This window comes from Peribacillus sp. NPDC097295 (assembly GCF_044761665.1).
Taxonomy (GTDB): Bacteria; Bacillota; Bacilli; order Bacillales; family DSM-1321; genus Peribacillus.
In genome coordinates this window covers 46,466-59,673 of the sequence record NZ_JBIWCW010000010.1, presented here as the reverse complement: position 1 = coordinate 59,673, position 13,208 = coordinate 46,466, and the positions used below count along the sequence as shown (strand labels likewise).

At 38.5% G+C, this 13,208-nt stretch carries 14 protein-coding genes; 8 read left to right on the top strand and 6 right to left on the bottom strand.

The features are described from left to right. Positions 1-56: 56 nt before the first annotated feature. Positions 57-677: a DUF1054 domain-containing protein gene (locus tag ACIQXN_RS15770; protein WP_402968455.1), complete on the bottom strand. Its 621-nt coding sequence runs from the start codon at positions 675-677 to the stop codon at positions 57-59. Positions 678-879: 202 nt separating this feature from the next. On the opposite strand from ACIQXN_RS15770, the gene ACIQXN_RS15765 reads away from it, so the two are divergent. Together ACIQXN_RS15765 and ACIQXN_RS15760 are read left to right on the top strand one after the other, a co-directional pair. After that, positions 880-1,077, top strand: a complete 198-nt coding sequence (locus ACIQXN_RS15765) for a hypothetical protein (RefSeq protein WP_402968452.1) — start codon at positions 880-882, stop codon at positions 1,075-1,077. Positions 1,078-1,424: 347 nt separating this feature from the next. Then, a complete protein-coding gene (locus ACIQXN_RS15760) occupies positions 1,425-2,231 on the top strand; it encodes an inositol monophosphatase family protein (protein WP_402968449.1) in 807 nt (268 codons plus the stop codon). 103 nt (positions 2,232-2,334) lie between these two features. Here ACIQXN_RS15760 and ACIQXN_RS15755 read toward each other — a convergent pair whose 3' ends face one another. After that, a complete protein-coding gene (locus tag ACIQXN_RS15755) occupies positions 2,335-2,517 on the bottom strand; it encodes a YlaF family protein (protein WP_402968446.1) in 183 nt (60 codons plus the stop codon). 126 nt (positions 2,518-2,643) lie between these two features. Here ACIQXN_RS15755 and typA point away from each other — a divergent pair, with 126 nt between their 5' ends. Genes typA through ACIQXN_RS15740 form a run of 3 tightly spaced genes read left to right on the top strand, consistent with a single transcriptional unit; the run spans position 2,644 to position 5,115 of the window. After that, entirely contained in the window at positions 2,644-4,491 is a 1,848-nt protein-coding gene (typA, locus tag ACIQXN_RS15750; protein ID WP_402968443.1) for a translational GTPase TypA, read from the top strand. A gap of 22 nt (positions 4,492-4,513) precedes the next feature. Further along, positions 4,514-4,822, top strand: coding sequence for a YlaH-like family protein (locus ACIQXN_RS15745; protein WP_402968440.1), 309 nt, complete (start codon positions 4,514-4,516; stop codon positions 4,820-4,822). Positions 4,823-4,830: 8 nt separating this feature from the next. Continuing rightward, positions 4,831-5,115 (top strand): hypothetical protein, encoded by a 285-nt coding sequence (locus ACIQXN_RS15740; RefSeq protein WP_402968437.1) that lies wholly within the window; start codon positions 4,831-4,833, stop codon positions 5,113-5,115. Positions 5,116-5,146: 31 nt separating this feature from the next. Here ACIQXN_RS15740 and ACIQXN_RS15735 read toward each other — a convergent pair whose 3' ends face one another. The 3 genes from ACIQXN_RS15735 to ACIQXN_RS15725 form a co-directional block, all read right to left on the bottom strand. Continuing rightward, positions 5,147-5,566: a hypothetical protein gene (locus ACIQXN_RS15735; protein ID WP_402968434.1), complete on the bottom strand. Its 420-nt coding sequence runs from the start codon at positions 5,564-5,566 to the stop codon at positions 5,147-5,149. Beyond that, positions 5,556-5,756, bottom strand: coding sequence for a YlaI family protein (locus ACIQXN_RS15730; RefSeq protein WP_402968431.1), 201 nt, complete (start codon positions 5,754-5,756; stop codon positions 5,556-5,558). The genes ACIQXN_RS15735 and ACIQXN_RS15730 overlap by 11 nt, the downstream gene beginning before the upstream one ends. Before the next feature lie 159 nt (positions 5,757-5,915). Beyond that, positions 5,916-6,515, bottom strand: a complete 600-nt coding sequence (locus tag ACIQXN_RS15725; protein ID WP_402968428.1) for a YhcN/YlaJ family sporulation lipoprotein — start codon at positions 6,513-6,515, stop codon at positions 5,916-5,918. 201 nt (positions 6,516-6,716) lie between these two features. Here ACIQXN_RS15725 and ACIQXN_RS15720 point away from each other — a divergent pair, with 201 nt between their 5' ends. Next, a complete protein-coding gene (locus ACIQXN_RS15720; protein ID WP_402968425.1) occupies positions 6,717-8,045 on the top strand; it encodes a PhoH family protein in 1,329 nt (442 codons plus the stop codon). A gap of 81 nt (positions 8,046-8,126) precedes the next feature. On the opposite strand, the gene ACIQXN_RS15715 is transcribed toward ACIQXN_RS15720, so the two are convergent. Then, positions 8,127-8,630 (bottom strand): molybdopterin-binding protein, encoded by a 504-nt coding sequence (locus ACIQXN_RS15715; protein ID WP_402968566.1) that lies wholly within the window; start codon positions 8,628-8,630, stop codon positions 8,127-8,129. A gap of 201 nt (positions 8,631-8,831) precedes the next feature. Between ACIQXN_RS15715 and ACIQXN_RS15710 the strand changes: the two genes are divergently transcribed. Both ACIQXN_RS15710 and pyc read left to right on the top strand, forming a co-directional pair. Then, complete coding sequence (locus ACIQXN_RS15710) at positions 8,832-9,113, top strand: Fpa/YlaN family protein (protein ID WP_402968422.1); 282 nt, start codon at positions 8,832-8,834, stop codon at positions 9,111-9,113. 596 nt (positions 9,114-9,709) lie between these two features. Then, positions 9,710-13,147, top strand: coding sequence for a pyruvate carboxylase (gene pyc, locus ACIQXN_RS15705; protein WP_402968419.1), 3,438 nt, complete (start codon positions 9,710-9,712; stop codon positions 13,145-13,147). Positions 13,148-13,208 lie beyond the last annotated feature (61 nt).

The following is a 13,208-nucleotide window of genomic DNA, read 5'->3' as shown; positions in this document are numbered from 1 at the left end:
TTATTAGTATTCCATGCATATTTTGTAAATCCAATGTCATATTTCGACATACGTGTTTATTTTAATTGATATAAGGGTAAAAGATGTTCAAATGCATCTTGAATGGTTTGAATGAAATCATCTTCTTTTATTTGAATGGCCTTTTCGCGGGGGATCTGTATTCCGCAAAGGATTTCGGCTTTCTTTACCGTTTGCAAACGCGTAAACATGGAACGTAAATCTTCAGTAGAAAGACCTTCATGTGGAATGACTTCTGGTTTAGTATGATCCATTGACCAAACATAGTCTGAAGGGATATTTTCTTTTAACTGGATGACATTTTTCTCAAAATGCTGTCCGATTTCCACCTTATTGGGAGCTTCATAAATGACAGCGTACCAAATGAACAAATGAGTTTCCCATAACCCAATTTGGAAATGGGGCATCATCTTATAGCCCCGACTATTAGCCGCAAAAGCAACCCATGTATCGTTAGGAGGGTTTACTTTCCGTCTAGCATGTTTTGCGACATGAGGAAACATTTCTTCACCAGTCATTATAGAAAGCTGATGTGCAAAATGTTCGCCAAGCGCATGGAGCTTGGGTTGGATTTTTTCTTTTAAAGCTTCCATTCTTGGCTCTAATCCATCAATTTTAAATATGTTAAAATCATCAGAGGTGAAAATAGGTAAATTCATTTTTTATCTCTCCTACCGTAAATATCTGCACATATTGTAGCATAAGTATAAGGTGAAATCGAAAAAAGCGTTTTGAAATCCGAATCTGAATAACATGATGGGTAAAAACACAAATTAGTTGCTATTTGTTTGTGAAAGACATATGATAAAATAAAATTAAATTCTGAAAATTTAGTTTATTAATGAAGGGAGAATGTTAATTATGAAACAAGTCATGAACCAAGCATTAAAAGCTAAAGAAGTAGAAAAACATAGAGCTGCAGTGTTACGAATGGAAATGGACTATGAATTAGCAACCCTTTTTGAAGCGATAAGTGAAGAAAATGAGCAGAAGAGGTCACAATGCAAGCAAAGGCTAGAACGTATCCGATTGGAATTGCTAAAGCTTAAAGCATTGTAAATTAGCTGTAGAGATCGTTAAGGAGCATATGAATTAAATGGAAAATGTAAACAATCATAGATGAACGGACACTTATTTTTTCTGAAAATAAAGTGTCCGTTTTTCAATACATATTTTATCTTGTATGAAGAAAGTATTTCCTAAACGCACTATAATATATTTAAATAATAAGAAAATGACCCCTTTAAAGTGTTTGATTATTTAATCCCCTACATGGACATCTCTGTATTCTTAATTTTTAAAAAATTAAGAATACAGAGATGTTAAAAACTTGAAGTCTTGGTATATTTGCATTACTCTTTAAAATATCTATTTAATGTAGGTTAGATTACAAAGGACGGGATATTATGATGGCATCGGTTAAAGAAATGGATACATATGCGAAAAGATGGATAAAGCAAGCTGGAGGAAAGCTGAGGGAGTCTTTTGAAACCAAGCTGAATATCGAGGAGAAAACGAATCCCAATGATTTGGTAACCAATATGGATAAGGCAATAGAGAAGTTCTTTGTTGATAATATAACGTCAACATTTCCTGGCCACCGTATTTTTGGGGAAGAAGGCATGGGGGATGATATAAAAGATTTAAAGGGGACCGTATGGATCATTGATCCTATCGATGGCACACTGAACTTCATCCATCAACAAAGGAATTTTGCAATTTCCCTGGGTGTATATCAAGAGGGCATTGGGATTATCGGCATGGTCTATGATGTTGTGCATGATGAGTTATATCATGCGGTTAAAGGGCATGGAGCATTTATGGATGATCAAAGGCTTGCTCCATTAAACGAAGGGTCAGTCAGTACATCCATTCTTTCTATGAATGCGAGTTGGGTCACGGAAAATCGGCGGATTGATCCAAATCTCCTTGCCCCACTTGTCAGGGATGTTAGAGGAACGCGATCATATGGTTCAGCGGCATTGGAACTTGCTTTCGTCGCAGCTGGTCGGCTGGATGCTTATATTACGATGCGTCTTATGCCATGGGACTTTGCAGGAGGCGTGTTGCTTATTGAAGAGGTTGGCGGGGAAGTGAGCGATATAAAAGGAGAGGAATTGGACTATTTATTAGGGGGTTCTCTTTTTGTATCCAAGCCGGGTCTTCATAAAGAGGTTTTTAAAAGGTATTTATCAGGAAATACAAAAAAATAACCTACTTGGAGAAAAATCGATGTACGATAAAACTATTTATTGGAAATGAAGTTTTTGAATATAATGTTATAAAAAAACTCGCTGCAGGCAGCGAGTTTTTTATTTATAACTTTCCTGCTTCACGCAGTTTTTTCTTTTGTGAGAAGCCAAACCCCATTATACCGCACAGTACCACGATTGCTGCAATAATTCCGAGTATACTCTTTTCAGCAATAAAGATGCCAATGGAGCCAATACAAATTGTCGCTAGTATCGCTAAAATTAAGAAATTCCATTTAATATTCATTAAAAATCACCCCTAATAATCCTATTGTACATAATTTCGTTATTTGTTTCTACCATGTTTGTGATATAATATGTAAGTTAATACTAGTGATACGTTAAACACCAAATTTTTTTAGGAGTGAATTTTTTGAAATTAAGAGAAAATATTCGTAATATAGCCATCATTGCCCACGTCGATCATGGTAAAACAACTTTAGTGGATCAGTTGCTTAAGCAATCTGGTACATTCCGTGAAAACGAACACGTTGAAGAACGTGCGATGGATTCTAATGCTATTGAAAAAGAACGCGGAATTACGATTCTTGCGAAAAATACAGCAGTACAATACCAAGACACAAGAATCAATATCTTGGATACACCTGGTCACGCCGATTTCGGTGGTGAAGTAGAACGGATCATGAAAATGGTTGACGGTGTTTTACTTGTTGTTGATGCTTATGAAGGTTGTATGCCACAAACACGTTTCGTGTTGAAAAAAGCGTTGGAACAAAAAATCACGCCTATCGTTGTCGTGAATAAAATTGACAAAGATTCTGCCCGTCCAGATGAAGTTGTTGACGAAGTAATCGACTTATTCATCGAGCTTGGTGCAGAAGAAGAGCAATTAGATTTCCCAGTTGTCTTTACTTCAGGTATTGCTGGAACAGCAAGCTTGGATTCAGATCCAACTAAACAAGAAAAAGACATGACTCCTTTATTCGAAACAATTGTCGAAACGATTCCTGCTCCAGTTGATAACTCAGAAGAACCACTTCAATTCCAAGTGGCTTTACTTGATTACAACGATTATGTAGGCCGTATCGGTGTTGGTCGCGTATTCCGTGGAAAAATGCACGTAGGTCAACAAGTTTCATTAATGAAGCTTGATGGATCTGTTAAGCAATTCCGTGTAACGAAAATCTTTGGTTATATCGGCTTGAAAAAAGTTGAAATCCAAGAAGCCGTTGCTGGTGACTTAATCGCTGTTTCAGGTATGGAAGATATCAACGTCGGGGAAACGGTTTGTCCTGTAGAACATCCTGATGCTCTTCCAATCTTACGTATCGATGAGCCAACATTACAAATGACTTTCCTTGTAAACAACAGCCCATTCGCAGGCCGTGAAGGTAAATTCGTAACAGCTCGTAAAATCGAAGAGCGTTTGAAAAGCCAATTACAAACAGATGTTAGCTTAAGAGTTGAAAACACTGATTCACCGGACGTATGGATCGTTTCAGGTCGTGGAGAGCTTCATCTTTCTATCCTGATTGAAAACATGAGACGTGAAGGATATGAACTTCAGGTATCTAAACCAGAAGTAATCGTTCGTTTAATTGATGGCGTACGTTGTGAACCAGTTGAACGTGTTCAAATTGATGTTCCAGAAGAACATACTGGTTCTATCATGGAATCCATGGGAGCACGTAAAGGTGAATTGCTAGATATGGTCAATAGCGGAAGCGGTCAAGTTCGTTTACTATTCACGATCCCTGCACGCGGACTTATCGGTTACTCTACTGAGTTCTTAACAATCACTCGTGGTTACGGAATCATGAACCATTCGTTCGACAGCTACCAACCAATGGCACAAGGTCAAGTCGGCGGAAGACGTCAAGGTGTATTGGTATCTATGGAATCAGGAAAAACAACACAATACGGTACAATGCAAGTAGAAGACCGTGGTGTCATCTTTGTTGAACCAGGTACTGATATTTATGAAGGTATGATTGTCGGTGAACATAACCGTGATTCAGATTTAACGGTTAACATCGTAAAAGCAAAACAAATGACAAACATGCGTTCAGCTAATAAAGACCAAACTTCTTCCATGAAGAAACCAAGAATCATGTCCCTTGAAGAAGCGCTTGAGTATTTGAATGATGATGAGTATTGTGAAGTAACTCCTGACTCAATCCGTCTTCGTAAGAAGATTCTTGATAAAAATGAACGTGAAAGAGCAGCGAAAAGGAAAAAAGTAGCTGTCGAAGAAAAATAATAAGCAATAGGAGGAGAAAAGAGTGGATATCCAAGAGCGATTATCATTTTTTGCAGCGTTGTACAGAGTGGATGAAAACCCTGAAGCGGGAATGTGGTATCTGTATTTAACAATCTTTGGATTATGCATCCTTGTCTATCAGCTAGGTTTCGCCAAAAAGCTACCTTTGCTCAAAAATGTGATTATTTATGTGGTAATGGCACTTGGATGTACCCTTCTTTCTTTCTTTGCTGTGTTTCTCCCAATGGGGGAAGCGTTAGTCATTGCGTCTCTCGTTCTTGGAATTTATAAGTTTCGGCTTCATAATTCAAAAAAAGAAGAACAGGCCTGAGTGGCGTCATGAAATCATTACAAGATGCTTTATACAATTGGCTGTCGATAAAAGTTGTATGTGTTGAAAGGCCTGATGATACAGCTGCACGGGATACAGAAATGTTTTTCATGCAAATGTTGCAAGATGACCACCAAGTGAGCATTAATTCCGTAACAAAAACAGAACCTTTTTATTTCGTTGAATATAAAGTAGGAGACGAAATGAAAAAGCAACGTTTCCCGATTGAATTAATTGACATCATGTTGGATCAAATACAACTTGAGCCTGATAAGTATAAAAATATCGAGTAATACAAAAATGACCGTGCGGTTTTCCGCACGGTCATTTTTGTATGGAAAGAGGAAGAAAAAGGGCGTAAACAAAATGAGAAAATGCCCATAACGAAAAAGCGAATAAATCGAAAGGGAGGGGTACCCCTGTTTTTGAAAGAAACGATAATGGAAAATAAAGCAGGACGGCTGGAATGATGAATAATAAAGCGAAGGATAATCGCCGGACAATCTTTCTTTTTCGTACCATGTAGACATAACTCCATGTAATGAAGAGAGATATAAATAAATGAAAAGAAAATAACCATGCCTCGTTCCAAGGTACTCCGCCTACCAGGGGAATGAAATCCACATTCAATAAAAGATGATACACTCCAATTCCTGAAAGCTCTTCGAACCATTTCGTTATAAAACCGAGCGACACCCCATTAAAGAGACCGAGCAGGAATATCCGTAACCGATTACCAGTCATCTTCTTTTTTTATGGTGCGATAGAGGTGGAAATTACCTGTAGCAATCCGTTCGTTCGTACGTTCTTCAATGCGTTGCTTACATGCATCGCACATATAAGTATGTATAGGACGGTTACGTAGTTTTTTAGCTTCAGGACTATCATCGGGTATATCTTCAATTTGGTCGCATATTACGCATTTTACCTTCATGTTTTTGAACCTCACTTCAATTTCAGTATGTTTATGTTTAAGTATACCAATAATTTCATGCTAAAACGAGGATAAAGTACAAGTCTCCCCTGATGAATTCCTTGTGGTCGTCAAAGCTGAAACTAAGAAAAACCCGTAGAAGTTCGACGGGTTCTATGGTTAGTCTTTATAATGGTTGGATTGTTCATTTTGTTTCTTGTCCAACTGTTTTCTTTCGTCTGATTCATCGAGTGAGTTCTTTTTATCTTCCATAACTTTGGTTGGAGTGGGTTTTAGAGTATCACTTGGGATTTCGGGGATGACTCTGCTTGTAATATCTGCCAACTCATTTAAAACCCCTCTTACTGGTTCTCCATTCCTAATGTCTGCTGCCACTTCTTTGATACGGGCATACAAGTCTGGATCGGCAACGACTATTGCATAAGCCCCGTAGGGATCGTTTTTTAATGTTTCGCCAACTGAGTATTTAACCGTTCCGACCTGAGAGCGTTCGATATCCGCATCGATATCGATTCCTACCAGTGCGTATTTTCCAAGTACAACAGCAGTGGCATCATTCACTTCTGGTACAGATTGAGCGAGTGCCGTAAGCCTTTTAGATGTATGTTGTCCAGTCCTGCGATCGCTTTCCTGAATGGTTGTGTTATGGACTTGAGTTAAGCTGTTTTTAGTTGAATCTGTTGATCCTTTGCTGTTATTGGCCATTGAACAGCCTGACATCAGTACAATCGCAGTAAATGAAAAAAATAGTTTGCGCAAGTGTCCAGCCTCCTTTTCATTGAATAGTAACTCTAAGTACATTTCATTTCTTTTATGGAAGTTTTCTTTATAGTCTTTAAATGTTCTTCTATCTTTATGCAAAGGGACATATATTTTATCAACAGTCTCGTCCGCTACATAACTGCTTTGTGCAGTCATTGGTAGGCTATATCCGATAAAGAGCAGGCAGGAGGCGTCAAATTGGACAAAATCTACGTTTTAGATACGAATGTCCTGTTGCAGGATCCGTATTCAATCTATTCATTTGGAGATAATGAAATCATCATTCCAGCAGTAGTACTAGAAGAATTGGATTCGAAAAAAAGGTATATGGACGAAATCGGAAGAAATGCAAGGCAGGTATCGAAATTAATTGATCAATTTCGTGAAAAAGGGAAACTTCACCAGAGTATCGCGCTTCATAATGGGGGCAGTTTACGAATAGAACTTAATCATCGGTCTTTTCATGAGTTACAGGAGATTTTTGTCGAGAAAACAAATGATAACCGAATATTAGCGGTTGCAAAGAATTTATCATTAGAGGAAGAGACGAAAGAGGATGGGAAGACGGTCATCCTAGTTAGCAAAGATACCTTAGTGCGAGTTAAGGCGGACGCAATCGGTCTTGAAGCGGAAGACTTTTTAAATGATCGGGTCGTTGAACTTGACCATGTGTATGGAGGGTACAAAGAGAAATTTATCTCGATTGACAATTTAAATAACTTTTATGAAAAAAGTTATTTAGATCTTAAAGAGTTAACGGACGATCAATACTATCCTAATCAATTTCTACTAATGAAGGACACTTTGGGAAGCTCAGCTTCAGCGATTGGAATTATTGATGAAAACTGTAAGAGAGTGAAGAAATTGATGTATGAAGGAGAACATATATGGGGAATTAAGCCAAGGAACGTTCAACAGACGATGGCTTTAGACTTATTGCTTCGTTCGGATGTTCAGCTTGTTACCCTTATCGGTAAGGCAGGTACGGGAAAGACGTTGCTCGCTTTAGCAACAGGTTTGCTACAGACAGAAGATCTGGCACATTATAAGAAACTTCTTGTCGCAAGGCCCATTGTACCAGTCGGTAAAGATATCGGGTATTTGCCGGGAGAAAAGGAGGAGAAATTGAAACCATGGATGCAGCCTATATTCGATAACCTGGAATATTTGTTCAATACGAAGAAACCAGGGGAATTGGATGCCATATTAGCGGGAATGAGTTCGATTGAGGTAGAAGCTTTAACGTATATTAGGGGGAGGAGTATACCCGATCAATTCATCATCATAGATGAAGCGCAGAATCTTACCAAACATGAAGTGAAGACGATCTTAACCAGGGTCGGGGAACGAAGTAAGATCGTTCTGATGGGAGATCCGGAGCAAATTGATCATCCGTATTTGGATGAATATAATAATGGCTTGACCTACGTTGTAGAAAAATTCAAGACAGAGAGGATTGCCGGGCATGTAAAGTTGATAAAAGGAGAAAGGTCTGTATTGGCACAGCTGGCTGCAACACTTTTATAACAAAAAAATGGCGCGGGAAAAATTTCCTTTGCCATTTTTGTCAGATATCGCAGGAGCCTTGCATCAAAAAAAAGGTTCCTATTATTTAACAGTGAAAGATGTGACATGCCTAATTGGATTATCGATATTCGATCCATCACCAAAATAAATTTCCATGGGGCCGCCTTCCGATACTTTAAGAGGTTGACCATCCTTGGAAAATCCGATGAAAAATTTCAGGGCATCTTCTAAAGGAAACGCTACTTCTTTTCCATCGGTTGAGACGATAACTTCGGTTGCATCGTCATCGGGTTCGGCATTTTTTATAAAAGGTTCAAATGGAATACCGAAAGAACCTTCAAGTAATCTTTGTTTCTCGAATTTTCGTTCAGTTTTTATGGTAGGAGGCAAAATGGCTCCTTCTTGAATTTCTTTTTGCCAATGTCTAGAAGCTTTTTTCGTATAATCTTCTAGTTCATTGATCTGTACTCTTTCAGCACTGAAATATGTATCAATCTCCACTTTACGATCATCAAAGATCCATACTCCAGGGTCTATTGTAATAGGATATTTCACTTTGCCGTTAATAAACACGATGGATTCCAAATATCTCATTCCTTCCTTTACTCACATACAGGTACAATTATAATCAATTACAAGTAAATTGTCACATTATCTAGTAGCATTGAAGACAATTGTTTCCTTAATTTCGTTATTCTTTTTGTTTGTCAATATCCTTGCTTTTTCAGACAACTAAAGGTAGAATTTAAAGATAAGATTTAATCGCTCTGAGCGGGGGGATTTAACATGGCATCTGATATGCTTGTCAATCATCGAGAAAAAGCTTATGCTTTATTAAAAGCAGATGCTGACAAGATTCTAAAATTGATAAAAGTTCAAATGGAGAATCTCACAATGCCTCAATGTCCTTTATATGAAGAGGTACTGGATACACAAATGTTTGGTTTATCACGGGAGATTGATTTTGCCGTACGTTTAGACCTAATAGAGGAACTGGAAGGCAAATCTCTTTTAGAGACACTTGAAAGAGAATTGTCAGTATTACATGAAGCATCATTAAAAAAATAATATACAAAACATACTAACTCAAACAAATCTCGATGATTGTTTGAGTTTTTTATTTATATACATCACCAAACAAAAGAGCTATACTATATATCGATAGTGTTATACTAATTGGACATAACAGTCGTTGTTAGTCCTTTTTTTATATGTAATGTGATTCACATTGTATTAGCAGGTTTATAAAGTATCCTTAAAAACTAGAGTAATCTTCTTTTCGAGACATTTGAATTATATATTAACAACTGAATCATTGGTACTACGACAAAGAGCGGGTTTTAAAATTCCTAGGATTTGAAATAAAAGAATTTTTTATTTTTTTATTGTATTCAGTTTATTTTAGTATTATGGTTATATTAATTGAATATTAAAGTGAAAAATGTGAAAAGTTGATATATCATAATAATAGTAATTATTTAAAAATTTAGTTTTATGTTGCTTTGAATTGTTATTTAAGGGAAATGAATTAATGTACAATAATGATTTGGGAATCATTTGGATAATTCCCGAGTGAATCGGAGATTTAAAAGTCGTGATATCACTCACGCTTTTATTCTATATATCTATTTAATAAAAAATACATATTGATTAGGGTGGTAGCAATGGGTAAACGTATAGAAAAGGTACTTGCGGCAAATCGTGGAGAGATTGCGATTCGGATTTTTCGGGCATGTACGGAATTAGACATTTGTACAGTTGCAATCTATTCCAAGGAAGATTACGGATCCTATCACCGTTATAAGGCAGATGAAGCATACCTAGTTGGTGAAGGTAAAAAACCAATTGACGCATATCTGGATATTGAAGGAATTATTGCAATCGCTAAGATGAGTGGAGTCGACGCCATTCATCCGGGTTATGGTTTCCTATCAGAAAACATAGATTTCGCTAAACGTTGTGAAGAAGAGGGAATTATCTTCATTGGACCTGAATCAAGGCACCTAGATATGTTTGGGGACAAAGTAAAGGCTAGAACCCAGGCTGAATTGGCAGGCATTCCGGTCATTCCAGGCAGTGATGGACCTGTCACAAGCGTGGAAGAAGTGAAAGAATTCGGTAAGAAGTACGGCTTCCCCATTATTATCAAAGCCTCACTTGGTGGAGGCGGACGCGGCATGCGTATTGTCGAAAAGATGGAAGAAACCGAAGAAGCATACAATCGCTGTAAATCGGAAGCGAAAGCAGCCTTTGGGAATGATGAAGTATACGTAGAGAGATACATTAAAAATCCAAAGCATATAGAAGTCCAAATATTGGCAGATTCTCATGGTAATACCGTTCACTTATATGAACGTGATTGCTCGGTGCAAAGACGTCATCAAAAAGTCGTGGAAGTTGCTCCTTCCGTATCGCTTACAGAGAACCTTAGAGAAGAGATTTGCGAAGCTGCAGTCAAATTGGCCCAAAATATTGACTATGTTAACGCGGGTACAGTTGAGTTCCTTGTAGCGGATGGAGAGTTTTACTTCATTGAAGTCAATCCAAGAGTACAGGTTGAGCACACGATTACAGAGATGATTACAGGGATCGATATTGTTCAATCACAAATCATGATTGCTGAAGGGCATGAACTACATGGCGAAAAGATTGGCATTCCCGAGCAAGCTGGGATCAGTACACATGGGTTTGCCATTCAGTCCCGGGTAACGACGGAAGATCCTTTGAATAACTTTATGCCTGATACGGGTAAAATGAATGTTTATCGTTCGGGAGGAGGGTTTGGCGTACGTTTGGATGCGGGTAACGGTTTTCAAGGGGCGGTGATTACTCCTTATTATGATTCCTTGCTGGTTAAGCTTTCAACACATGCACTGACGTTTGAGCAAGCTGCTTCCAAAATGGTGCGTAATCTGAAAGAATTCAGGATCCGTGGAATTAAAACAAACATCCCGTTCCTTGAAAATGTCGTCAAGCATAAAAATTTCCTGACGGGAGAGTATGATACTTCGTTTATCGACTCAACGCCCGAACTGTTCAATTTCCCAGTCAGAAAAGACCGTGGAACGAAAATGCTTTCCTATATCGGGAATGTCACGGTGAATGGTTTTCCTGGAGTGGAAACGAAGAAAAAACCAGTCTTTGATCCTGCACCAATTCCGAAGGTGAGTGATCTACCACTCATCCCAGGAACAAAGAATATTTTAGATGAACGGGGAGCGGAAGGGCTGGTAAACTGGATCAAGGAACAGAAAGAAGTGTTGGTGACCGACACGACCTTCCGTGATGCACATCAATCCTTGTTGGCTACAAGAATTAGATCTAAGGATATTTTAGACATTGCAGAGCCTACAGCAAAATTACTTCCAAACCTATTTTCCATGGAAATGTGGGGAGGGGCAACATTTGATGTGGCCTATCGTTTCTTGAAAGAAGATCCATGGGAGCGTTTGTTAAGTTTTAGGAGAAAGACACCTAATGTCCTTCTACAAATGCTTTTAAGAGCTTCCAATGCAGTGGGTTATAAAAATTATCCGGATAATGTCATTAAGGAATTCGTCGAGAAATCAGCACATGCTGGCATAGATGTCTTCCGTATCTTCGACAGCCTCAACTGGGTAAAAGGCATGGAAGTAGCTATTGATGCAGTTCGTCAATCCGGCAAAATTGCTGAAGCGGCCATTTGCTATACTGGTGATTTGAATGACCCTTCACGCAGTAAGTACAATATCGATTACTATAAAAATATGGCGAAGGAACTGGAACATGCAGGCGCTCATATTCTAGCTATCAAGGATATGGCAGGACTTTTGAAACCGGAAGCTGCTTACCGCCTTGTATCTGAATTGAAAGAAACGACGTCTCTTCCTATCCATTTGCATACTCATGATACGAGCGGAAATGGAATCTTTATGTACTCAAAAGCCATTGAAGCTGGAGTGGATATTGTTGATACGGCCATTGGTTCTCTTGCAGGTTTAACGTCCCAGCCAAGCATTCAAACCCTTCATTATGCATTAGAGGGCTCGGGAAGACAACCTAAATTGGAACTGGAGTCACTTGAACGTTTAGGGGAATATTGGGGAGAGGTACGGAAGTTCTATAAAGACTTCGAAAGCGGAATGAACGCTCCTCATACGGAAGTTTATAAGCATGAAATGCCAGGCGGACAGTATAGTAATTTACAACAACAGGCTAAAGCTGTAGGACTTGGAGATCGGTGGCATGAAGTGAAGGAAATGTATCAACGCGTCAATGTAATGTTCGGGGATATCGTTAAAGTTACGCCGTCTTCAAAAGTGGTGGGTGACATGGCCTTATTCATGGTGCAAAACAGCCTGTCGGAAGAAGATGTACTTACAAAAGGCCAAACTATCGATTTCCCTGATTCCGTAATTGAACTTTTCGAAGGATACTTGGGACAACCAGCGGGAGGATTCCCTCAGAAACTGCAGGAAGTTATTCTTAAAGGGAAAAAACCAATTACAGTAAGACCGGGTGAACTATTAGAAGAAGTAGATTTTGAAGCACTAAGAGAAGAATTGTTCAAAGAATTGGGTCGTCCAGTCACCGACTTTGATTTATTGGCATACGCTCTATATCCTAAAGTATTCTTGGATTATAATAAAACGATAGAGTTATTTGGTGATGTATCCAACTTAGACACTGCCACTTTCTTATATGGTATGAGATTAGGGGAAGAAATCGAAGTCGAGATAGAAAAAGGTAAAACCCTTATCGTAAAATTGGTATCAATCGGACAGCCTCTGGCTGATGGAACACGAGTGGTTTATTTTGAATTGAATGGTCAATCTCGTGAAGTAATCATCAAAGACGAAAACATTAAATCGTCCGTGCAAACCAAAATGAAGGCTGATACGAAAAATAAAGAACATATCGCAGCTACCATGCCTGGTACAGTCATCCGTGTAGTCGTAGAAAAAGGCGATCAAGTTAAGCAAGGGGATCACTTGATCATTACAGAAGCGATGAAAATGGAAACGACTGTTCAAGCGCCATTCTCTGGGACGATTAAAGATATCCATGTTAAAGATGGAGAACCGATAAGTACGGGAGATCTATTGATTGAAATCTCGAAGTAATAATAGTAAGAGAGCAAGAGAATAAGAGAATGACGAGGAGGTCTACAGGATTAGTAAGTCC

What these genes read in the sequence shown, in the direction of transcription:
- ACIQXN_RS15755 (WP_402968446.1), bottom strand. Translation starts at nt 2,517, where the DNA reads ATGAATATTAAATGGAATTTCTTAATTTTAGCGATACTAGCGACAATT.
- ACIQXN_RS15765 (WP_402968452.1), top strand. Translation starts at nt 880, where the DNA reads ATGAAACAAGTCATGAACCAAGCATTAAAAGCTAAAGAAGTAGAAAAA.
- ACIQXN_RS15770 (WP_402968455.1), bottom strand. Translation starts at nt 677, where the DNA reads ATGAATTTACCTATTTTCACCTCTGATGATTTTAACATATTTAAAATT.
- pyc (WP_402968419.1), top strand. Translation starts at nt 9,710, where the DNA reads ATGGGTAAACGTATAGAAAAGGTACTTGCGGCAAATCGTGGAGAGATT.
- ACIQXN_RS15710 (WP_402968422.1), top strand. Translation starts at nt 8,832, where the DNA reads ATGGCATCTGATATGCTTGTCAATCATCGAGAAAAAGCTTATGCTTTA.
- ACIQXN_RS15760 (WP_402968449.1), top strand. Translation starts at nt 1,425, where the DNA reads ATGATGGCATCGGTTAAAGAAATGGATACATATGCGAAAAGATGGATA.
- ACIQXN_RS15735 (WP_402968434.1), bottom strand. Translation starts at nt 5,566, where the DNA reads ATGACTGGTAATCGGTTACGGATATTCCTGCTCGGTCTCTTTAATGGG.
- ACIQXN_RS15730 (WP_402968431.1), bottom strand. Translation starts at nt 5,756, where the DNA reads ATGAAGGTAAAATGCGTAATATGCGACCAAATTGAAGATATACCCGAT.
- ACIQXN_RS15740 (WP_402968437.1), top strand. Translation starts at nt 4,831, where the DNA reads ATGAAATCATTACAAGATGCTTTATACAATTGGCTGTCGATAAAAGTT.